Here is a 20,275-nt window from a genome sequence, read left to right as displayed (position 1 = left end):
ACGAGGCTTATGGCTAATATCGCGTTTATCGGCCTGGGGGTCATGGGCGGCCCAATCGCGGGGCATCTGGCCAAGGCGGGGCATCATCTGACCGTCTACAATCGATCGATCGGCAAAGCCAAGAGCTGGGCCGAGGCCTATGGCGGCGAGGTCGCGATCAGCCCGGCCAAGGCTGCCGAGGAGGCCGACATCGTCATCAGCTGCGTCGGCACCGACGATGACCTGAGCCAGATCACGCTGGGGCGCGAAGGCGCGTTCCGCACGATGAAGCCGGGCGGCCTGTTCATCGACCATACGACCGTGTCGGCGCGGATCGCGCGGCAATTGTCCGTCGAGGGCGAGAGCCTGGGCCTTCACTGCGTCGATGCGCCGGTGTCGGGCGGTCAGGCGGGCGCCGAAAATGGCCGGCTGTCGATCATGTGCGGCGGGTCCGCCCCGGCAGTGGCGGCCGCGACGATCGTGATGCAGGCCTATGCCGCGCGCATCGTCCATGTCGGCAAGGCCGGTGCGGGCCAGACGACGAAGATGGTGAACCAGATCTGCATCGGCGGCGTTCTGCAGGGCCTGGCCGAAGCGATGCGCTTTGCCCAGGCGGCGGAACTGGACCTGGACAAGGTGTTCGAGGCGATTTCGGGGGGCGCAGCGCAAAGCTGGCAGATGGACAATAGATGGAAGACGATGGCGCAGGACAGTTTCGATTTCGGATTTGCGGTGGACTGGATGCGCAAGGATCTGGGGCTCGCGCTGGAGGAAGCGCGAGCCAATGGCGCGACCCTGCCGGTGACGGCGATGGTCGATCAATATTATGCCGACGTGCAGGCGATGGGCGGCCACCGGCAGGATACCAGCGCGCTGGTGCGGCGGATCACCCGCGCATGAGGAAGATGATGCTGGCGGCGATCGCCGCGCTTGCACTGCCCATGCCCGCTTATGCATCGGGGGTGATCGACAATGTGAACGGCATCGCCATCGGACCGGATGGCAAGATCGTCCATTTCGGCGCGCTGATGATCGACGATGAAGGCAAGGTCGAGAAGCTGATCCAGGGCCGCTATCAGGAGCCCGAATATAAGCCCAAGAAGCCCAAGCGCGGCCAGCCCTGGCCCGAGCGGCCGAAAGGCCCGAGCTTCAAGCTGGACGCGGGCGGCAAGACGCTGATCCCCGGTCTGATCGACGGGCATGGCCATGTCATGGGCCTTGGCCTTTCGCTGATCACGCTGGACCTGTCCGACACGAAATCGCTGGCGGAGGCGCAGGCGAAGATCCGCGCCTATGCGCAGGAGAATACCGGCCGCAAATGGATCATCGGCACCGGCTGGAACCAGGAGACATGGGGGCTGGGCCGGTTCCCGACAGCGGCCGAACTGGACGCGGCCGTGGGCGACATTCCGGTCTGGCTGGAACGGGTCGACGGCCATGCGGGCTGGGCCAACAGTGCGGCCATCCGCGCAGCCGGCGTCAGCGCCACGACCAAGGCGCCGGCCGGTGGGCGGATCGAGATGGCGGCGGGCAAGCCTGCGGGCGTCTTCGTCGACAAGGCGATGGACCTGATCCAGAAGGTCGTGCCCGCCCCTGCCCCCAAGGATCGCGACAATGCGCTGGAAAAGGCGCAGCGCGCACTGCTGGCGGTGGGCATCACCGGCATTGCCGACATGGGCACCAGCATCGAGGATTGGCAGGCCTTCCGCCGGTCGGCCGACCGCGGCGCGCTGCGCGTGCGGATCATGTCCTATGCCTATGGCCTCGACAATATGGTGCTGATCGCCGGGCCGGAACCCACGCCCTGGCTGTATGACGATCATCTGCGCATGGGCGGGATCAAGCTGCTGCTGGACGGCGCGCTGGGATCACGCGGTGCCTGGCTGAAGGCGGATTATAGCGATGCGCCGGGCCAGCGCGGCCTGCCGATGATCCCGTCGACCCAGTTGCGCAACATCATGAGCCGGGCGGCGATGGACAATTTCCAGGTCGCGGTCCATGCGATCGGCGACGCCGCCAATGGCGAGATACTCGACGCGATCCAGGAAATGTCGGACACCTATAGCGGCGACCGGCGCTGGCGGGTCGAACATGCCCAGATCATCGATCCGGCCGACCTGCCGCGCTTTGCCCGCTATGGCACGATCGCGTCGATGCAGCCGGTGCATGAAACGTCGGACTGGCGCATGGCGACGGCGCGGCTGGGCGAGGCCCGGCTGAAGGGCGCCTATGCCTGGAAGGCGATGCTGGACAATAAGGTGCCGCTGGCGTTCGGCTCCGACGTGCCGGTCGAAAGCCCCAATCCCTTCCCCGGTATCGCTGCCGCCATGTCGCGCCAGGATGCGAAGGGCGAGCCGGCCGGCGGCTGGACGCCCGAGCAGAAGGTAAGCTTCGAGGCGGCGCTGGACGGCTTTACCCGGCAGGCGGCCTTTGCCGGCTTTGCCGAGAAGAAGTTCGGCAGCCTGGTGCCGGGGCAGCGGGCGGACTTCCTGCTGATCGACCGCAATATCGAGACGGCCAGCCCGACCGACATTCGCGGCACGCAGGTGCTGGAAACCTGGATCAACGGCAAGCGGGTCTATGTGAAGGGGCAGTGATGCCCCTCACTTGCCCTTCAAGCTAACGCATTGCGTCATTGCGAGCGTAGCGAAGCAATCCATGGATCGCCACGCTTCGCTCGCGATGACGGCCATGGTATCTAGAAGGCGTTGTCGGCGGCATTCATGGCGTCGTCGATCGTCTCGGGCAGCGGCGGCTGGACCGGGCGATCGCATCCGGCCAGCTTCATATGGGCGCGCAGCGTGTCCATGCGCCCCAGGTTCCAGCGCGCCAGCGGCACGCCGAGCGGGCGGAATTCGGCGCGGTCAAACAGCTCGACCACATAGGTCTTGCACAGCTCGTCCACCTGATCGAGCGTCAGCATGCCGAGGTTCATGACCATCGGCTTGCCCGGCACGCCATTACGACCACGCACCAGATCGGTGACGTAGAGGCCGCCGCGCGGATCGACCAGCACGACGTCCGCGCGCGAGGCGTCGATCATCCGGTGGCTGGCGGCATAGGGTTCGACGAAGACATGGGTGCGCCAGACCAGGAAGCCGGCGGTGAGCAGCGTCACCACGAAGCCGATGAAGATCGGCCGCATCGCGCCCTGTGGCCGGAAGCGCGCCCAGCCAAGACCGCCCAGCAGGCAGAAGGGGCCAATGAAGCCATGGGCATAGCGGAAGCCCCAGCCATAGCCCTGGGCCAGCGCCAGCAGGCACCCGGCAAGGCAGCCGAGCGCCAGCGGCAGGGCGATCTCACGCCCGCGGATCGCATCGCGCCAGCGCATCGCCAGCACGCCCAGGCCCGCGAGCGGCACCATCAATATATTGTTCCAGGCGGCATAGCGGCTGAGATTGACCAGCGGCTGCCAGCGGTCGCCCAGGCGCTGGAACAGGCTGCCCACCTTGTCGGCGACGCCGGCGGAGGGGCGCACATCGGTCGGCGCGCCCAGCGCATGAAGCAGGAATCCGGGCCAGATCTTGGCCCAGACGATGACGATCGCGACCAGGGTCAGCGCGTGGAAGGCCGCCACGGTCCAGCGCCGCGCCAGCAGCATCCAGAGGATGAAGGGGGCGATGAAGATGGGCGGAAAATGCCATTGGTGCAGGCCCGCCGCGATCAGCGCGACCACGCCGGCAGACAGATGGCCGGCAATGCCGCCGCGCAGCACCAGCGCCAGCCAGACCATGTTCAATGCGAAATGGCCGGTCATGGCATAGGGGGTCATGGCCGTGACCCAGAGCTGAGCCGAGGAGAGGCCGAGCAGCATCGTTACCCAGACGGCATCGGGCCGGTCGGGGAAGAGATGCAGCGCGACCCGCCATAGCGAGAAGAGGCCGAGCACCAGCAAGACCGGGCCGGCCAGATTGGGGTCGCCCATCTGCCAGAACAGGGCCTGGATCGCGCTGTTCACCGGCAGATAGGCGGCGGTCCAGTAATCGGCGGCACCGAAGGGCGAGAAGAATTCGGGCATGATCGCCCGGCGATAAGGTTCCCATTCGACCGGGATCGGTCGGGCGAACAGGCCTTCGCGCATATAGGCAGCGGCAAAGCGCGCGACCTCTTCATCGCGGGAGACAGAATAATCCTGGAACAGCGCATAATGGCCAGCCCAGGCGGCCAGCCCCAGCAAGACGATGATCGGCACGATGATGCGCGCGCGCGGTTGCGGCAGGCGAAAGCCCATCCCCTCGGCAAAGGGGGCGGCCAGCGCGAGCAGGAACAGGCCGATCATCAGCGCCGGGAAATCCTGATCCAGGAACAGGATGACAGCGAGGCTGACACCCTGACGCCAGGTCACGTGCCACAGGAAGGTCGCGCCCAGCCACAGGGCAAGGCCGATCGCCCCGGCAAGGAACAGGCGCCGCGCGCTGACGAAGGGCATTCCCTTCGGCATCAGCTGTCCAGCAGCGCCTTGTTGACGAAGATGCCGTCCATTTCGACCAGCAGCGGGAAATGGCCCTTGTTATTGGCGAAGAAGGCGGAAGGGACGAAGGCGCGCGCCTCCAGCCAGTCGATCATCGCGCGATAGCCGGTGCCGCCTTCATAGATGGGACGCACGCCCAGTTCCGTCTGGATGCCGGCCATGTCGGCGATGACGCTCCCCGCCCCTTCGCAGACCGACAGGTCATGGCCCTGCGTGTCCATCTTGAGGAAGGGCCGGGCAAAGCCGTGCGCCGCGCGCAGTTCGGGCAGCAGGCTGTCGAGCCGGCGGCACTGCATCTCCACCGTCTTCATCACCTTGTTGCGATCGGCGAAGATCGCGTCCTGTGCGCCCGAGGGGGCCTTCAGGGAACTGAACTGGTCGGCGGCCATGATGTTGAAGCTGGCGGTGCCGTCGAAATCGGACAGGGCCATGTTGAAGACATGCCATTTGCGGTCCGACGCGGCGGCCTTGCTCAGTTCTGCGAAGACGTCCGGGTTCGGCTCGAAGGAGAGGATGGTGCCGGCAAAGCCCGCATCCTTGCGCGCCATGGTCGCATATTGGCCGCGATTGGCGCCGACGTCGAACAGGCAGTCGATGGCGAAGGCGGACAGGAATCGCTTGAGCGCCTGGATTTCGGGATATTGATGGACGCGGCCGGCCAGCGCCAGGCGTAGTGCCAGCGCGCGGTCGGACAATTCGCGAACATAGCGGCTCATGCGCGCAGCACCTGGCGGTAAATTTCCATCGTCGCCAAGGCCATGTCCTTCCAATTGCCCATAATATCTCCATAGGCGCGCGCCCGCGCACCCGCTGCCTGCCTGATGGCCGCGCTTTCGATCAGCGGCAAGAGGGCTTGGGCGAGCGCCGCCGCATTTCCGGCCGGGCCCCGCGTGGTGACGCCGTCCGGCAGGGTGCCGAACATGCCGGCATCGGAGGTGACCATCGCCTTGCCATGGTGCAGCGCCGACAGGAAGGCGCCGCTCGAATCGATATGGCGATAGGGAAAGACCATCAGGTCGGCTTTTGCCATGTGTGCGTCCAGCCGGGGTTCGGTGAGGAAGCCGAAATCGGTGATGAGGCGGTCGCCGAAACCGGCGGCATGGACCGGATCGAGGATCGGCGCGACATCCATGAAGGGCTTGCCGGCGAGCACCAGTTCGAAGGGATGACCCGCGCGCCAGAGCGACAGGCAGGCCTCCACCAGCAGGTCTACGCCCTTGTACGGGCGGATCGTGCCGAAGAAGAGGATGCGGGGCGCGGCGGGTTCGGGAATGGTGGCGAGGGCCGCCGGGGGGGCGGGCGCAAGCCGCATCGGCGGGTGCGGGGTTACATGGATGCGTGCGGGATCGACGCCCTGCCCGACCAGCGCCGCGCGCGTCGTGTCGCCATGGACGATCAGCGCGTCGAACCGATCGAGCAGCGCGCGATAGCCGCGCCCCTGCAGGCCGCTGTCAGCATGATAGGCATCGGCATTATGGACGGTGTGGACGAGCGCGGTGCGGCCCTTGAGCCGATCAAGCATCAGCCGGTCGGCCGGCGCCAGCGGCAGCCACTGGACATGGGTCACGTCCGCGCCGGTCATCGCGTCGAGATTGCCGAGCGCGCAGGTCAGGCCATATTCGGCCGCCTTGGCGAGACGGAAGGCGCGCCCCTCCCCCAGCCGATCGCGCAGGGCCTCGCTGCGGCGGAAGAAGCGCTGGGCGTAGCTATAGCCCTGCGGCAAGATCGCATCGGTGGCGCGCATCGGCCGGCCGAGCAGGGTGACGTCCGCCCCCGCCTGCGCCAGGCCGGCGCACAGCCCGTCATCATAGCGCCCAGTGAAGAGCGACGGATCGAGCATGGCGATCTTCATGCGCGCACCAGCCGGCGCAGCGAGACGAGATGGAGGCCGGCGGCCAGCATCAGGGTCAGGGCATAGAGGCCGAGGAAGCCGAGGTCGAAGCGATCGGGCCAGAACGCGCCGGCGAGCGGTACGCTGAGCAGCGAACCGGCGAGGAAGGGCAGCGAACGCTGGAGCAGATGGGCGAAGCGACCGAGCGCGGCCTGGACATAGACCGAGACGCAGATCACCGAGAGCGCGACCAGCGCCAGAGCGGTAAGGCCGAGGTCAGCCTGGTCGATCGCGGCGCGGCCGTCGAAGAGCTTGTCGAACAGCCATCCGCCGATCAGCATCAGCAGCGCCGAACCGGCAAGCGCGAAGAAGAGCGCAGCGCCGAGCGCGCGGGTCAGGAGTTGGCGCACCCGCGCGCTTTCGCCGGCATGATAGGCGCGGGTGATGCGCGGCAGGGCCGCCTCCACCATCGCGCGCACCAGCATCGAGAGCGAGCGCGACATCTTGAAGAAGAAGTCGAACAGCAGCATCGGCCGGGCATCGCTGGTCGCCATGGCGATGGTGAAATAGGGGGCGTTGTAGGCGACGATGTCGGAGACGGTGAAGGCTGCCGACGCGCCGATATCGCGCAGATAATGGCGGCGCACATGCCCACCACCAACCCGGAAGGCGAACCAGTGGTTTCGGTTCATGCCAAGGCGGCGATGGACATGGACGATGGCATAGCCGATCACCGCGACACTGACCGCCAGTTGCAGCGCGACCGACAGGCGCGGGTCGAGCCCGAAGAGGATCGCCGCCAGCAGGCCGATCGTCACCAGGCGGCGGGCGCAATCCAGCCCTTCCCACAGGAAATTGCCGTCGATCGCCGCCAGCGCCCGCTTGGCGAGCAAAGCCGGCAGATTGAGGCAGGCCGTGAGGAAGAAGAGCAGGAACAGCATCGGCATGGCGGTATGCAGGCCGCCCAGCGCCAGCGCGCCGAGCAGGATGACGACCGCGCCGGCAATCAGCAGCCCGAGGAAGAGGAAGAGGACACCCATCTCCTCCAGCCGGAAGCCACCGTCCGCCGCATCCTCATCATTGCCCAGCCAGAAGCGGCGCAGGCGCGCATAGATGATGCTGGTGAGACCGAATTCCGCCGAGATGGTGAAATTGCCGAAGGCGACGAGCAGCAGGAAGGCCTGGAACTCCGCCAGCGGCAGCACCCGCACGAAGACGAAGGTGACGGCGAAGCCCCAGATCATCACCAGCCCGACATTGGCGAGCTTGACCAGCGCGAGGATGCGGGCGGATGCCTCCATCCGCGCGAGCATGCTCACTGCGTCGCTGTTCCCAGCGGCTTGCGCGCGCGGAACAACCGATCGTCAAGCGCGTAGAAATGGCGCGTGTCGGCGTCGATGTCGCGCGCGTCGATTTCCTCCAGCTCGAAGCCGGCGGCGCGGATGCGATCGGCAAAGTCGAGGCCATATTGGCGGACATGGTCCCACTGGCCGAAGCGCCGTTCGCGCTCGCGCGGGGGAATGTCGAAGCTGCCATCCTCGGTCGGCTTGTCCCACAGCGGCACGATCAGCCAGGCTTCGCCGCCGGGCTTGAGCGCGCGCAGGATATTGCGCAGCACGGCCATGTCGTCGGGCACATGCTCCATCACATGGCTGGCGTAGAAGAGGTCGTAGCGATCGCTGTCGGATAGCACCATCAGGTCGATCTTGTGCATGCCGGGCACGGTATAGCGCGCGGGATCAAGATCGGCCGGGACATAGTCGGCCGCCTCAGAAAAGCGCTTGACCAGGCTCCCCTCATTGGGGGCCATGTGCAGGATCGCGCCGTCGGTCGGCACGGTCAACACGCCCTTCATGATGAGATAGTTCATCAGCCGCTCGCGCGGCGAGGCGTTGCAATTGGGGCAGCCCCATTCGCCATTGTCGCCATAGCGGAAGAAGCCGACGACCGTCGTGCCGCAGGCCGGGCAGCCACGATTGGCGCGCGCGCCCAGCGCCTTGCGCAGGTCGAGACCCAATTTGGTCAGATGCTTGCCGGCGGCCTTGGCCACCCGCTGGACAGTAATCACGCCATTCTCCGCTCGGTATCAGCTTCCGGCCTATACAATATGGCGCGGCTTTGGCGAGAGGGGATCAACGCGATTTGGCAGGGTTCCAGATCGTGACGGTGCGGCCGCTCATCGCCTTGAGCACGCCCTGCAAGGTGGCGGCGTAGGCGATCAGGATATCGACGAGCGCGGCAAGCGGCCCGCCGCGCGAGCGCAGGCCGATCCAGACGAGCAGCGCGATGCCGATCGCGCCGGCCATGTAGAGCATGGGCGACAGGCGCAGTGCCAGCGCGCCTGCGGCGATCGCGCCGGTCAGGATGAAGGCACCGCCGAACCAGCGCACGATCTTGCGCGAGGCATATTTGAACCGGTCGATCGCGGCCATGCGGCGCAGTTGCGGGCGCAAATGACTGTGCGTGTGCCAGGCGCGGGCGGCGATCCGCACCTTGCGCCGATATTCGTCCTTGCGCCCGGTCACCAGCCGCTCGCGTGCGATCACATCCTTCGCCTTCACCAGTCGCTTGCCGGCAAAGACCACCGCCATGGAGACGGTGAGGTCGTCGAGCACGCTATCGGGAAATTCGGGATAGAGGGAGCGACGGATCGAGAAGATCGAGCCATCGGCCCCCAGCACATTGCCGGTGCGCGACTCCTCGTCCTTCAGCCTCTCCTCGATCCGCCAGTAGAGCGAACCGACGGCCGCGGTCGCGCTGTCGCCCTCACCCAGATAATGGAGCGATCCGAGCACACCGCCAATATCGGGATCGGCATAGCGGGCGAGCAGATTGTCGATCGCGTCGGCATCCAGCAGCACATTGGCGTCGGTGAAGATCAGTATGTCGCCGCGCGCACGGGCGGCGAGCAATTTCATGCCATGCGCCTTGCCGCTGCGCCCCGGCCCGCGCAGCAAAGTGACGAGATCGCCCTGCGCCGCGATCAGCGCGGCGGTATCGTCGGACGATCCATCATCGAAGGCGAGGATTTCGAGCGTGGGATGCCGGCCTTTCAGCATCGCCAGATTGGCGAGCTTTTCCGGCATCGCACCCGCCTCATTATAGGCGCAGAAAAGCAGCGACGCGCTGGACACCGGGCCGGCGACCGGCGTTTCCGCGCGGGTTGGCAACAGGCGCAGGATCAGCGGATAGCAGAGGAAGGGCCAGGCGACAGCGACCAACGAGGCCAGCAGGACAAGGGCGAGCAGCAGGTTGGTCACGGTTAATAAGCCTTGTGATGGACCAGCACGCCCAGCGTCGCGACGATGATGCGCAGGTCGCGCCAGATCGACCAGTCGCTGACATATTCCAGGTCCGACTGGAGTCGGTCGATCAGATCCTGATGATGGTCGGTCGCGCCGCGATGGCCGCGCACCTGGGCAAGGCCGGTCATGCCCGGCTTGATGCAATGCCGTTCCCAATAGCGGGCGTCGACCTCCCAATAGAGGCTGTCGCCCGCCTTGGCGGCTGCGGCGTGGGGGCGCGGGCCGACGACGCTCATGTCGCCGTTCAGCACGTTGAAGAGCTGGGGCAGTTCATCGATGCTGGTCTTGCGCAGGAAGGCGCCGACGCGGGTCACCCGATCATCGTCGCGCCTGGTCAGCGTTGCGGCCTTGTGGTCGCTCGCCTCGGTCCGCATCGAGCGGAACTTGTAGATGGAAAAGGGCCGCCCATCCTTGCCGATGCGCGGCTGGCGGAAGAGGATCGGGCCGGGGCTGGTCAGCTTTACCGCCAGCGCGGCGCCGAACAGGACCGGCGACAGCGCGATGGTGGCAATGGTGGCGACGAGGATGTCGAACAGCCGCTTGATCAGGCGATCGCGAAATTGCAGCGGACCGCCGGCGACAATGATCGTCGGCTGGCCGTCAAACTCATCCACCCGCGCGGGGGCGAAGCGCAGCAGTTCGGGGACGACGATCTCGCCCCGCGCCGAGAGCGACTTCAAGGCAGCGGACCAGTCGTCCATCCGTTCGAGCGGACAGGCGACGATCACCCGCTCCGCCATGCCGACCGCAGCGGCCAGGCGTGCGGCCATGTCGGCATCATGGCGTTCGGGATGGAGATTGGCGGCGTCCGCCTGGATCACCTCCATATGGGCGCCGGTCTCGATCGCGACCCCGTCCATGATGACGGCGGTGAGGTGCGGGACATCGCCCAGCAGGCGAACCGCCAGGCGCGCAACCGCCAGGCGCACCAGCGCCAGCGTCGCCGCGCCGAGCAGCAGGCCGGTGAGGAAGGTCAGACGGGACAGTTGTTCGGCGATCTTGCCCAGATAGACGATCAGCAGCATCAGCAGCGCCGCCTGCGCCAGCGCCAGCAGGGCGCGGAAGATGCCGCGGCGCACGCGATCCAGCGTGTTGATGCCATAGGCTCCACCCTGCACCGCGAGGATCGCATAGAGCGGCGCGACCATCGAGAACATCACCAGACCATGGGGCTTGCCCGGCTCGCCCAGGAAGGCGCCGACGACCAGCCAGTTGGCGAGGAGGAAGGCGATGAACAGCCCCGCCATGTCGCCGGCCAGGCACAGCGCATAAAGGCGCAGCCGCACAATTTCCTTCGAGACAGTCAATGAAGCGCCCTGCATGTTCATTATGCTGTCCCGTTGGCACCGGGCGGGGCCGGTTGCAAGGCCTGCACCCTAAATGCAGTCACCTGTCGTGCAAACCGACACGAGACCGATAATCGGCTGCGCAATGACGATCCCGACGGCATAGGTTATGAAAAGGATCAGTTGTCATATCGATTTATCATTCGGCGGAGGCGGAAAACATAGCCACAGGCCATATAGCCCCACGAAAATCGACAGTGTCGCAGCCGTGATGCCAGCCAAGTCACCGGACCAATGAGGCCGAACGAAATGTGCAAAACCCAGCCAGATCAGCCACGGCCCTATCAACGCCAAAAAACTGCCAAAAGGCGCGCGCAATACGCCGGTCACGCGCCGAACAACCGGCCGAGCGCCTTGTCGAGCATCACCATTTGCCACAGCAGCCGGCCATGGTCGGATAGGCCGGCCTTATGGTCGGCCGCGATTTTCGCCAGCATCTTAGTGTCGAACCAGCCGGTGCGAGCGAGGGCCGAGCCGCCGGCGACCGCCGTCGCCTCGCCCGCCAGCACGCCGCGGAACCAGGCGCTGATCGGCGTCACGAAGCCCATTTTCGGGCGATAGAGAATATCCTGCGGCAGGAAGGGCTCCATCGCCTTCTTCATGAGGTACTTGCCACTATTGCCGCGAATGCGCTGGGCAACCGGCAGGCGCGCGGCAAATTCGACCAGCCGATGGTCGAGCAGCGGTTCGCGCGCTTCCAGGCTGACGGCCATGCTCATCCGATCGCTCTTGGTCAGGATGTCGCCGGGCAACCAGATGCGGATATCGGCATATTGGGCGCGATCGAGCGGGTCGCGCGCCGGGGCGTTGGCCATCGCCTTGATATAGCGATCCTCGGCGCGATAGGCGCCCAGCCGGCTCTTCATGTCCTGGCTGAAGAGACGCTGGCGCAGCGCATGGGGCGTGACCCCGACCGAGGCGGCATAGGCCTCGCCACCATCGCCGGCCAGTTCGAGGAAGGTCGATTTGGCGCGCAGCTGGCGCGGCGCCCAGTCAGCCTTGGGATAATAACGGCCGAGCGTGCCGAACAAGGGTTCGCGCACCGATGCGGGGATCAGGCCACGCAGCCTTTCCCCCTGCATCTGGAAACGGTGGCGGCGATAGCCGGCGAACGCCTCGTCCGCGCCGTCGCCCGACAGCGCCACCGTCACCTGCTCGCGCGCCAGTTCGCAGACCCGGTAGGTGGGCAGCGCGGAGGCATCGGCAAAGGGTTCGTCGAAATGGAAGGCCAGCGTGTCGGCCAATCCATAATCATCGGGTGATACGATGCGCGTGCGGTGATCGGTGGCGAAGCGACGCGCGATCCGGTCGGCATAGGCGGTCTCGTCCAGGCTGGCGACATCGAAGCCGATGGTGCAGGTCTTGACCGCCTGGTTCGATGCCTCAGCCATAAGCGCGACGACGCTGCTGCTGTCGACGCCGCCGGACAGGAAGGCGCCGAGCGGCACGTCGGACACCATGCGCGAGCGCACCGCCTGACGCATCAGCGCGACCAGTTCCTCCTCCAGCGCCTCGGGCCTGGCCTTGCTGCGATCGGCAAAGCTGATGTCCCAATAGCGTTGCGGATGGGCCAGCGGACGACCGCGCACCAGACGCAGCGTCTCGCCCGCCCCCAGCTTGCGCACGCCCGCGACCATGCAGGCATCGTCGGGGACATAGCCATAGGCGAGATAATCCTCGACCGCGCTCAGGTCCGGCGCGCGGCGAAGCAAGGGGTGCGCGAGCAGGCTTTTCAATTCCGATCCGAAGATCAGGCTGCCATCCGACAGCAGGGCATAATGGAGCGGCTTTACACCCAGCCGGTCACGCACCAGCCAGAGCGACTGGGCGCGCGCGTCGAACAGGGCGAAGGCGAACATGCCGTTGAAGCGGCTGACGCATTCCTCGCCCCACTGGCGATAGCCGTGCAGGATGACTTCGGTATCGCTGTCGGTGCGGAAGACATGGCCCTTCGCCTCCAGTTCAGCGCGGACCTCGGCGAAATTGTAGATTTCGCCGTTGAAGGTGACGACCAGGCTTTCATCCTCGGTCAGCATCGGTTGCGCGCCGCCGCCAAGATCGATGATCGACAGGCGCAGATGCCCGAGGCCCACGCCCGGCGCGGTCCAGATGCCGCTGCCGTCCGGGCCGCGATGCGGCATCACGTCCAGCATGGCGCGCACCCGCGCAGGATCGACCGGCTTGGCCGTTTCGAGATGGAAGATGCCCGCAATTCCGCACATTGTTACGGTCCTAGCCTATGCCCGCGCTGCGGTCAGCCAATTCCTTCACATTGCCCAGATCGCGCAGGAAGGCGGCGATCGCCGCGTCGGAGGGATGGCCGGGATGCTCTTCAGCGGAAACGAGGATCGCGACCGAGCGCGGATCGCGGCCGAGCAGCCGGGCGAGCATGGTCTGGACCTTCACCTCCGGCTTGCTGCCGGTCGGTGCGCCCTGCCCCACCACATAGAAGCTGACGACATGGCGGACCAGCGGGCCGGGACCGGTGATCTGCTCGCCGCGTGCGTCGGCGGGTGCCGGTGCGGGCGAGGACCAGGTCCATTCCTTGTCGGGATCGACCGCGCCCTGACCGAAACCGACCAGTTCGCGCTTGTCCTCCTGCCGGTCAAAGGCGGCAACGACGAGGTCCACGACCTGTCCGTACGCGTTGGTATAGCGGCCAGAGATGAAATGATCGGCGCCATCGAAGCGCGGTTTCCAGGGATAGGCCTGGGCAGCACTGGTGCGGGTCCAGCCCGGCACCGTCGGCAGGTCGATGCGCGATGGCAGCGGACGGGCAGTGGCGGCGGTGGCCGCCAGCCAGAGCGGCGCGGCAACGATGACGCCAAGCGCGATGGCCGCCATCATGCCGGCGGGCGCCTGCCGCCAGACGGGACGCTGCAGCGGCACGGGATCGAACCAGGGGTCGCCGGGCTTGCGATCGAAGAATGGCCAGGCGGTCGCCATCACGATGATCATGATGATCGCGAAGAAAACCCAGCCATAGACGACATGATCGAAACCGACGGCGGCATCGACCGTGGTCAGATGCGCGACCAATATGGTGGCGAAGGCGCGCACGCCATTGGCCAGCACCGACAAGGTGAGCGCCCCCGCCATGAACAGGATGCGGCGCGGCCAGCTCTGGAAGCAGACATTGCAGACCAGCGCGCCATAGGCGGTCATGGCGATCAGGAACTTGGCGCCCGAACAGGCCTCTGCCACCTCGAAATAGCCGGTCGGGGTGGTGATGAAGATGCCTTCCATATGGGCGGGAACGCCGGCCAGCGTCAGGAACATCATCGAGAGATGCGCCGTCACCAGCTGGAGATGCGGCACGATCTCCTCACCGAAGGGGACCATGAAGAAGGCGTAGAAGAGCGGGAAGAGCAAGGCGCGCGCCACCATCGGCCCGAGCAGCGCGATCACCGCGCCCTGGAGCATCAGGACCAGCGCGCCATGGCGGACCATCGCGACGCCCGCCGCCGCGCCGAGCAGCCAGGCAAAGGCGCCAAGGCCCAGCCAGATCAGGCCCGGCGGCCAGGCGACCGGCTCCAGCTGGCGCAGGCCGGGCAGACGCTGCTGCACCAGCCAGGCGATGAGGATCGGGATGAAGAGGCAATGGCCGAAGGTGGAGGCATTCCACCAGATCGAGACCATCGAATAGAGATCGTCGAAGAAGAGCGTCAGGATGGCAGCCGCGACCACGCCCAGCGCGGTCAGATGACCACGCCAGCCGGCAAGGCCCATGCGCGGCATGTCGGCAAGGGAACGGGCGCGATCGGTCATGCGGCCTGCGGGTCGGCCTTGCCCGGCGCGCCGAGCAGCAGGTCGGGCAGACCGCCCAGCGTCGCCGACCAGCGATAGCGGTCCTTGACACGGCGACGGGCGGCGAGGCCGAGCTGCGTTCCTCGCGCTGGATCGGCGAGCAGCGACAAGACCGCCTGGGCTTCGGCCGCCGGGTCATCCGCGACCAGGAAATCGCGGCCATCGACCGCATCAATGCCTTCGGCGGCCTGGGGCGAGGCGACGACCGGACGGGCCATCGCCATGGCTTCCAGCACCTTGTTCTGGATGCCCCGCGCGATACGCAGCGGGGCGACCACCAGATCGGCAGCGGCCAGCCAGCCGCGCACATCGGGCACGCCGCCGGTGACGATGACGCCCGGCAGATCGGCCAGCGCCTGCACCGGCTTCGACGGGTTGCGGCCGACTATGGCGAAGCGCGCGTCGGGTCGCGCGGACTGGATGGCGGGCAGCGTCTGGCGCGCGAAACTCTCGACCGCCTCGACATTGGGGCGATAGTCCATCTGACCGGTGAAGACGATCAGCGGCCCTGCCCCCTTATCGACGGCCGGAAAATCGGCGGCCGGGTCGAAATAGTCGAGCGCCACGCCATTTTCGAGCGCGACGATCCGGTCGGCGCCAAGGCCGCAGGCATCGCGGAACAGCGCAGCTTCGGCTTCGCTGACGAAGCTGCAGATATCGGCGCGGGCCGAAACCTTGCGCTCGAAATCGAGCAGCACGCGGCCTTCACGCCGGTTGATCCAGCCCATCGGACCAGAACCCTGTGCGCCATAAGCGGCATATTTGGCCGAATCGAAATCGACGAAATCCATCAGGAACCGCACCCCCGCCGGCAGCATGGGCACGAAATGCGCCATCTGCGCCGAATAGGCAATGACGGCGCGGATCGGCCGCTCGGCGATGACCTGGGCGACCCAGCGATGCAGGCCCGGATGATCGAACAGCGACACGAGCAGCGACTGGCCGCGCGCGAGGCCGGTCAGGCCGGCGACGATGCGCGAACGGTCGCGCATCAGCACGCACTGGCTGGCCGTCAGTTGCGCCATGTCCGGGGCAAAGCCCATGTCGCGATCATCATCGGCAAAGCAGCCGACATGGACAGGCGCCATCTGCGCCAGCCGCTGAAGCAGATGATAGGACCGGATCTTGTCGCCCCGGTCGGGCGGGAACGGGATACGATGGCAGAGGAAAAGAAGCTCGCCCGTCATCCAAGGCCCCGCGCGATATGCGGACCGATCAGGTTCGCGACGGGCAGCGGCAGCTTCTTCCACAATTCCACCTTGCGCCGATATTGGGGCGAGAGCGGATTGACGTCACGCGTCTCCTTGCCCGGCGCGGTGCGCAGATGATAGCCGAGCGGATCGCCCTCGAAACCCCAGGTCTTCTTCCAGGCGGCGGGACCGGTGCCGACTTTCGAGCGGCCAAAGTCGAAATGGGTGAGGCCGCGCTCGCGGGCCTGGCGCATCAGGGTGAAATAGAGGACTTCGTTGGAGCGCATCGCCCGCGCCTCCAACCCGGCGCCATGCCAATAGGGCATGCAGGCGCCGCCATGATAGAGGCTGATGACCGCCGACAGGGGCTTGCCGTCCTTCGATACCATGGCGATGTCCGCATCCGCGCCGAACCGGTCGAGGATGGCATCGAACAGCGCGCGCGGGAAGACCGGCGTGCCGAGATTATGGACGCTCTGGCAATAGAGGCGATAATGGATGTCGCGCAGCCGCTGGTCGCGGCCGGTCTCGAACTGGAGGTCGTTGCCGAGGCCCTTGCGGATTTCCGCGCGGTGGCGCTTGGGGATGGCCTTCAGTTCCGCCTCGTCATCGGCCGCAAGCGCGCGGGAGAAACCGAGATAGGCGTCGGCCTTGTTCTGCCATGAGGCGCCGCCGGGCGCTTCGCCGCCGCGCAGCTCCAGCGTGTCGCAGCCGAGCTTTTCCGCCTGATACCAGGCCGCGTCGGCCAGCTTGGCGATCGCCTTGCGGTGCGTTGCGAGGATGCCGCCGTCGACCGCGAAGCCGCTGCCGACCAGCGCCTTGCCGAACAGGGCCGAACGGATATGAGTGAGCGGCAGCACGCCGTTGATCTCGCCCGATGGCGTGCGGGCGACCAGCATGATCGCCTTCTGGCCGGTGCCAGCCTCCACACCCATGATCCAGGCCGGTCGATGAAAGGGCGTCGAGCCCGGCTGGGCGCAGACCCAGGCATCGATTTCCGCCACGACAGCCGGATCGGACAGGCGCGCCTCTCCGACGATGACGCTCAGATCGACAATCGCATTCATCTGCTCATTCCCTCAGTACCCTGGCACCGGCATAGGCCCAAAGGGCTGAATATATGGTAATCAGCCAAGGCCCCGACTGATCATCGGCCCCAGCAAATTGGCGACCGGCAGCGGTAACTTCTTCCACAGTTCGATCCGCCGCTGATATTTTTCGCTGGTCGGGCTGACGTCGCGCAACTGGCCGGTGGGCGACCAGTCAAAATAGACGAGCGGCTGCGGATCGAAGCCGAAGCTCTTCTTCCAGGCAGCCTGCCCGCTGCCGACCTTGGACCGGCCAAAATCGAACCGGCCGGCGCCGCGCGCGCGGCCATGGCCCATCAGGCGGTAATACATGAGTTCGTTGGACCGCAGCCGGCGGGCATCGGCGCCACCGCCGCCCCAGAAGGGCATGACCCGGTCGCCATGATAGAGGGTGAGCACGGCCGAGACCGGGCGATCGCCATCGCGCACGATGCTGATGTCGGCATCCGCGCCAAAGGCGGCAATCACCTCGCGGAAGAGGCGCGCGGGGAAGACCGGGGTGCCGAGGTTACGAACGCATTCGGCATAGATGCGATAATGGTCGCGCAGATGTGCCGCCGAGCGGCCATGATCGACGGTCAGCGCCGGATTGGCGAGCGCCTTGCGCAGTTCGGCGCGATGCTTGCGCGGGATGGCGAGCAGTTCGGCCTCGTCATCGGCGGCAAGCGGGCGGACGAAGGCGACATGCTCGCCCGCGCAGACGCGCCACCCCTCCCCCGGTGCGACACCACCGCGCAGTTCGACCGGCACGTCGCCGCGTGCCCGCGCCTCGTTCCGGGCGGCAGCGGCCAGGGCGGCGATCACGGCGGGATCATCGGCCAATATGCCACCATCGACGGCGAAGGCGGCGGACACCAGTGCCTGGCCGAACAGGCGGCTGCGCACATGCTGAAGCGGCAGCAGGCCGCAAATCTGGCCCGAGGGCGCAACCGCCGCGAGCATCAGCGCCCGGTTCGCGGTCGCCCGCTCGATCGCGATCAGCCAGGCCGGGCGATGGAAGGGCGTGCTGGCGCCATGCGTCAGCACATAGGCATCGGCCGCCTGCGCCTGTGCCGGATCATTGAGGTCCAGCGTGGTGATCGCCAGATCGGCCCGGTTGCCGGCAATCATGCGGCGCGCGCCGCTTCCTGCGCCACCAGCGCATCGACGCGGGTCCAGGCGAAATCCTGGGTCAGGCGGCGCAGCTTGGCGGCCATGACGGACAGATTGGTATAGTGGCGCACCCGCGAGCGCAACGGCGCGCCGGCGACGCGCGGCTGATCCGGGTCGATTTCCCAGGGGTGGAAATAGATGATGGCGGGCCGCTGCGCCTGCCCATTCACCTGGCGGATCGCCCAGCGCGAAAAACCATAGGGCAGCAGGCGGAAAAAGCCCCCGCCCCCGGCCGCCAGCGTGCGCTGGCCAAGCTTTGCCGTGGTGACCGGCAGTTCGAGCAGATCCGATCCGGCCACCGGCTTCCAGGCGAAGCGCGGCGAGTCGGGCCAGCCATAATGGTCATGCCGGATCGGCGCGACGCTGCTGGAATAGGCATAGCCTTCTTCCGCCAGGATCGGATGCGCCCAGGGCGTGCGCGGGTCGATCGAGAAGCTGGGCGCGCGATAGCCCGACACCTTCTGCCCGCTCGCATCCTCCAGGATCGCACGGGACTTGCGCAGGTCGGCGCGAAACTGTTCGGGGGTGAAGGTGAAGACGCGGGCATGGTCATAGCCATGGCTGGCGACTTCATGCCCGGCTTCGGCAATTCGGCGCATCAAAGCGGGATAGCGTTCGGCGACCCAGCCCAGCGTGAAGAAGGTCGCGGTGACGCCAGCCTGCGCGAACAGGTCCAGCACCGCATCGGTGTTGCGTTCGACGCGGTGCGTCAGCCCCTCCCAGTCGGAACGGTCGATCGTCCGCTCGAAGGCGCCGACCTGGAACCAGTCCTCGACATCGACGGACAGGGCATTGTGCATCATGATCTTGTCCCGGTTGTGCGCGCGGGCGCGATCAGGCGGCGTTGCGCTCCGGATCGGCGGCGCGTTCGTCGCGCTCGACCCAGTCGACCAGCAGGGTCAGCACGCGGCGCAGCGCCGCATCCTGTTCCTCGACGCGGAATTCGAGGCCCGACAGACGCTCCTCAATCAGGGCGAAACAGCCCTTGAGCGCTTCGGGATCGACCGTCGGCGCGGCGTAGGAGGCATGGTTCTGCATTGCGCGCAGGGCGGCGATCTCGGCGCGCAGCGCCTCAATCTCCTCATGCACGGCGGGCGGTACGAGATCGGGCTGCGCCGGCGCCTGCCAGGCGACCGCCTGCGGTGCGGGGGCAGCGGCGACCGGTTCGGCCGATGCGGCCGGTGCGATCGGCTCCGGGGCGGTTTCGCCGGCAGTATCCAGCACGGACGGCGCGATCGGCTCGGCGCTGACATCCTCGTCCACGCCCATATCCTCGATCACCGCCTGGACCGCCTGACCGTCAATCTCGGTCAGCTGCTCCAGCGCGCCCAGCAGCAACACGCGGCTGACCAGCGCATTGATGCGGCGCGGCACGCCGCCGGTGGCGGCATAGATGGCGTCGAGCGCATCATCGGTGAAATAGGGATTGCCGGTCCAGCCAACCAAGGTCAGGCGATGGCTGATATAGGGTTCGACCTCCTGCGGCAGCATCGGGTCGAGATGATGGGTCGCGATCACGCGCTGGCGCAGCTGCTCCAGTTCGGGCGAGCGGACGAGGTCGCGAAATTCCGGCTGGCCGAGCAGGAAGATCTGCAGCAGCGACTGACCGCCCAACTGGAAGTTGGACAGCATGCGCAGTTCCTCGATCGCCGAAACCGGCAGGTTCTGCGCTTCGTCCACGATCAGCAGCGAGCGGCGACCGGCGCGGGCCTGGCCCTGCAGATATGCCTCGATCTGGCGCAATATCTGCGCCTTGGCGACGCCGTCGGTGGCAAGGCCAAAGCTCTGCGCGGCAAGGCGCAGCATGTCGTCGCCCTCGACCTGGGTCGACACGATCTTCGTCGCGGTCAGGCGCGCCGGATCGATCGTGCTCATCAGATGGCCGACCAGCGTCGTCTTGCCGGCGCCGATGTCGCCGGTGATGACGATGAAGCCCTCGCCCTGCGCAAGACCATAGCCCAGATAGGACAGTGCCTTGCGATGCGTCGTGCTCTCGAAATAGAAATGCGGGTCCGGCGTCAGCTGGAACGGGCGTCCCTGCAATCCATAGAACTGATCGTACATCTGTCGTCTCCATCCGGCCGACCGGCGTCGTACAGACGCCGT

At 66.6% G+C, this 20,275-nt stretch carries 16 protein-coding genes; 2 read left to right on the top strand and 14 right to left on the bottom strand.

What is annotated here, in order from left to right:
- The first annotated feature begins 9 nt into the window (after positions 1-9).
- Both CG471_RS03750 and CG471_RS03745 read left to right on the top strand, forming a co-directional pair.
- Positions 10-879 carry an NAD(P)-dependent oxidoreductase gene (locus CG471_RS03750; protein ID WP_010339958.1) on the top strand — a complete coding sequence of 290 codons (870 nt, stop codon included), beginning with the start codon at positions 10-12 and terminating at the stop codon, positions 877-879.
- A gap of 8 nt (positions 880-887) precedes the next feature.
- The gene (locus tag CG471_RS03745) at positions 888-2,576 is read left to right on the top strand and encodes an amidohydrolase (protein ID WP_099230776.1); all 1,689 of its coding nucleotides are present in this window, start codon (positions 888-890) and stop codon (positions 2,574-2,576) included.
- A 101-nt stretch (positions 2,577-2,677) separates the two neighbouring features.
- Here CG471_RS03745 and CG471_RS03740 read toward each other — a convergent pair whose 3' ends face one another.
- The 14 genes from CG471_RS03740 to CG471_RS03675 all read right to left on the bottom strand — a co-directional run bounded on the left by CG471_RS03740 (position 2,678) and on the right by CG471_RS03675 (position 20,233).
- Positions 2,678-4,420, bottom strand: coding sequence for an MFS transporter (locus CG471_RS03740; RefSeq protein ID WP_099230725.1), 1,743 nt, complete (start codon positions 4,418-4,420; stop codon positions 2,678-2,680).
- On the bottom strand, positions 4,420-5,166 hold the full coding sequence (locus CG471_RS03735; protein ID WP_099230724.1) for an FkbM family methyltransferase: 747 nt from the start codon (positions 5,164-5,166) through the stop codon (positions 4,420-4,422). Before CG471_RS03735 ends, CG471_RS03740 begins: the two co-directional genes overlap by 1 nt.
- On the bottom strand, positions 5,163-6,302 hold the full coding sequence (locus tag CG471_RS03730) for a glycosyltransferase family 4 protein (RefSeq protein ID WP_099230723.1): 1,140 nt from the start codon (positions 6,300-6,302) through the stop codon (positions 5,163-5,165). The genes CG471_RS03735 and CG471_RS03730 overlap by 4 nt, the downstream gene beginning before the upstream one ends.
- Positions 6,299-7,582 carry a hypothetical protein gene (locus tag CG471_RS03725; RefSeq protein WP_099230774.1) on the bottom strand — a complete coding sequence of 428 codons (1,284 nt, stop codon included), beginning with the start codon at positions 7,580-7,582 and terminating at the stop codon, positions 6,299-6,301. The genes CG471_RS03730 and CG471_RS03725 overlap by 4 nt, the downstream gene beginning before the upstream one ends.
- A 14-nt stretch (positions 7,583-7,596) precedes the next feature.
- A complete protein-coding gene (locus tag CG471_RS03720; RefSeq protein ID WP_099230722.1) occupies positions 7,597-8,349 on the bottom strand; it encodes a methyltransferase domain-containing protein in 753 nt (250 codons plus the stop codon).
- Between the two features lie 64 nt (positions 8,350-8,413).
- The gene (locus CG471_RS03715) at positions 8,414-9,541 is read right to left on the bottom strand and encodes a glycosyltransferase (protein WP_099230721.1); all 1,128 of its coding nucleotides are present in this window, start codon (positions 9,539-9,541) and stop codon (positions 8,414-8,416) included.
- Between the two features lie 2 nt (positions 9,542-9,543).
- On the bottom strand, positions 9,544-10,914 hold the full coding sequence (locus tag CG471_RS03710; protein ID WP_099230720.1) for a sugar transferase: 1,371 nt from the start codon (positions 10,912-10,914) through the stop codon (positions 9,544-9,546).
- Positions 10,915-11,258: 344 nt separating this feature from the next.
- Positions 11,259-13,154: an XrtA/PEP-CTERM system amidotransferase gene (locus CG471_RS03705; protein ID WP_099230719.1), complete on the bottom strand. Its 1,896-nt coding sequence runs from the start codon at positions 13,152-13,154 to the stop codon at positions 11,259-11,261.
- Between the two features lie 10 nt (positions 13,155-13,164).
- The gene (gene xrtA, locus CG471_RS03700) at positions 13,165-14,700 is read right to left on the bottom strand and encodes an exosortase A (RefSeq protein ID WP_099230718.1); all 1,536 of its coding nucleotides are present in this window, start codon (positions 14,698-14,700) and stop codon (positions 13,165-13,167) included.
- Positions 14,697-15,926: a TIGR03087 family PEP-CTERM/XrtA system glycosyltransferase gene (locus tag CG471_RS03695; RefSeq protein ID WP_099230717.1), complete on the bottom strand. Its 1,230-nt coding sequence runs from the start codon at positions 15,924-15,926 to the stop codon at positions 14,697-14,699. Before CG471_RS03695 ends, xrtA begins: the two co-directional genes overlap by 4 nt.
- A complete protein-coding gene (locus CG471_RS03690) occupies positions 15,923-16,996 on the bottom strand; it encodes a FemAB family XrtA/PEP-CTERM system-associated protein (RefSeq protein WP_099230715.1) in 1,074 nt (357 codons plus the stop codon). Before CG471_RS03690 ends, CG471_RS03695 begins: the two co-directional genes overlap by 4 nt.
- A gap of 60 nt (positions 16,997-17,056) precedes the next feature.
- On the bottom strand, positions 17,057-18,127 hold the full coding sequence (locus tag CG471_RS03685) for a FemAB family XrtA/PEP-CTERM system-associated protein (RefSeq protein ID WP_099230713.1): 1,071 nt from the start codon (positions 18,125-18,127) through the stop codon (positions 17,057-17,059).
- Positions 18,124-18,972 carry an XrtA system polysaccharide deacetylase gene (locus CG471_RS03680; RefSeq protein ID WP_037507929.1) on the bottom strand — a complete coding sequence of 283 codons (849 nt, stop codon included), beginning with the start codon at positions 18,970-18,972 and terminating at the stop codon, positions 18,124-18,126. Before CG471_RS03680 ends, CG471_RS03685 begins: the two co-directional genes overlap by 4 nt.
- 31 nt (positions 18,973-19,003) lie before the next feature.
- Entirely contained in the window at positions 19,004-20,233 is a 1,230-nt protein-coding gene (locus CG471_RS03675) for an XrtA/PEP-CTERM system-associated ATPase (protein ID WP_099230711.1), read from the bottom strand.
- Positions 20,234-20,275 lie beyond the last annotated feature (42 nt).

The sequence above is a fragment of the Sphingobium sp. IP1 genome, from assembly GCF_002708645.1.
GTDB classification, from domain to species: Bacteria; Pseudomonadota; Alphaproteobacteria; order Sphingomonadales; family Sphingomonadaceae; genus Sphingobium; species Sphingobium yanoikuyae.
Note: the sequence above shows the minus strand (reverse complement) of the source record. Positions and strands in the feature narration are given on the sequence as shown.

Coding starts and splice junctions, on each gene's coding strand:
- CG471_RS03750 (WP_010339958.1), top strand. CDS start 10: ATGGCTAATATCGCGTTTATCGGCCTGGGGGTCATGGGCGGCCCAATC.
- CG471_RS03745 (WP_099230776.1), top strand. CDS start 888: ATGCTGGCGGCGATCGCCGCGCTTGCACTGCCCATGCCCGCTTATGCA.
- CG471_RS03740 (WP_099230725.1), bottom strand. CDS start 4,420: ATGCCGAAGGGAATGCCCTTCGTCAGCGCGCGGCGCCTGTTCCTTGCC.
- CG471_RS03735 (WP_099230724.1), bottom strand. CDS start 5,166: ATGAGCCGCTATGTTCGCGAATTGTCCGACCGCGCGCTGGCACTACGC.
- CG471_RS03730 (WP_099230723.1), bottom strand. CDS start 6,302: ATGAAGATCGCCATGCTCGATCCGTCGCTCTTCACTGGGCGCTATGAT.
- CG471_RS03725 (WP_099230774.1), bottom strand. CDS start 7,582: ATGGAGGCATCCGCCCGCATCCTCGCGCTGGTCAAGCTCGCCAATGTC.
- CG471_RS03710 (WP_099230720.1), bottom strand. CDS start 10,914: ATGAACATGCAGGGCGCTTCATTGACTGTCTCGAAGGAAATTGTGCGG.
- CG471_RS03705 (WP_099230719.1), bottom strand. CDS start 13,154: ATGTGCGGAATTGCGGGCATCTTCCATCTCGAAACGGCCAAGCCGGTC.
- xrtA (WP_099230718.1), bottom strand. CDS start 14,700: ATGACCGATCGCGCCCGTTCCCTTGCCGACATGCCGCGCATGGGCCTT.
- CG471_RS03695 (WP_099230717.1), bottom strand. CDS start 15,926: ATGACGGGCGAGCTTCTTTTCCTCTGCCATCGTATCCCGTTCCCGCCC.
- CG471_RS03690 (WP_099230715.1), bottom strand. CDS start 16,996: ATGAATGCGATTGTCGATCTGAGCGTCATCGTCGGAGAGGCGCGCCTG.
- CG471_RS03685 (WP_099230713.1), bottom strand. CDS start 18,127: ATGATTGCCGGCAACCGGGCCGATCTGGCGATCACCACGCTGGACCTC.
- CG471_RS03680 (WP_037507929.1), bottom strand. CDS start 18,972: ATGATGCACAATGCCCTGTCCGTCGATGTCGAGGACTGGTTCCAGGTC.
- CG471_RS03675 (WP_099230711.1), bottom strand. CDS start 20,233: ATGTACGATCAGTTCTATGGATTGCAGGGACGCCCGTTCCAGCTGACG.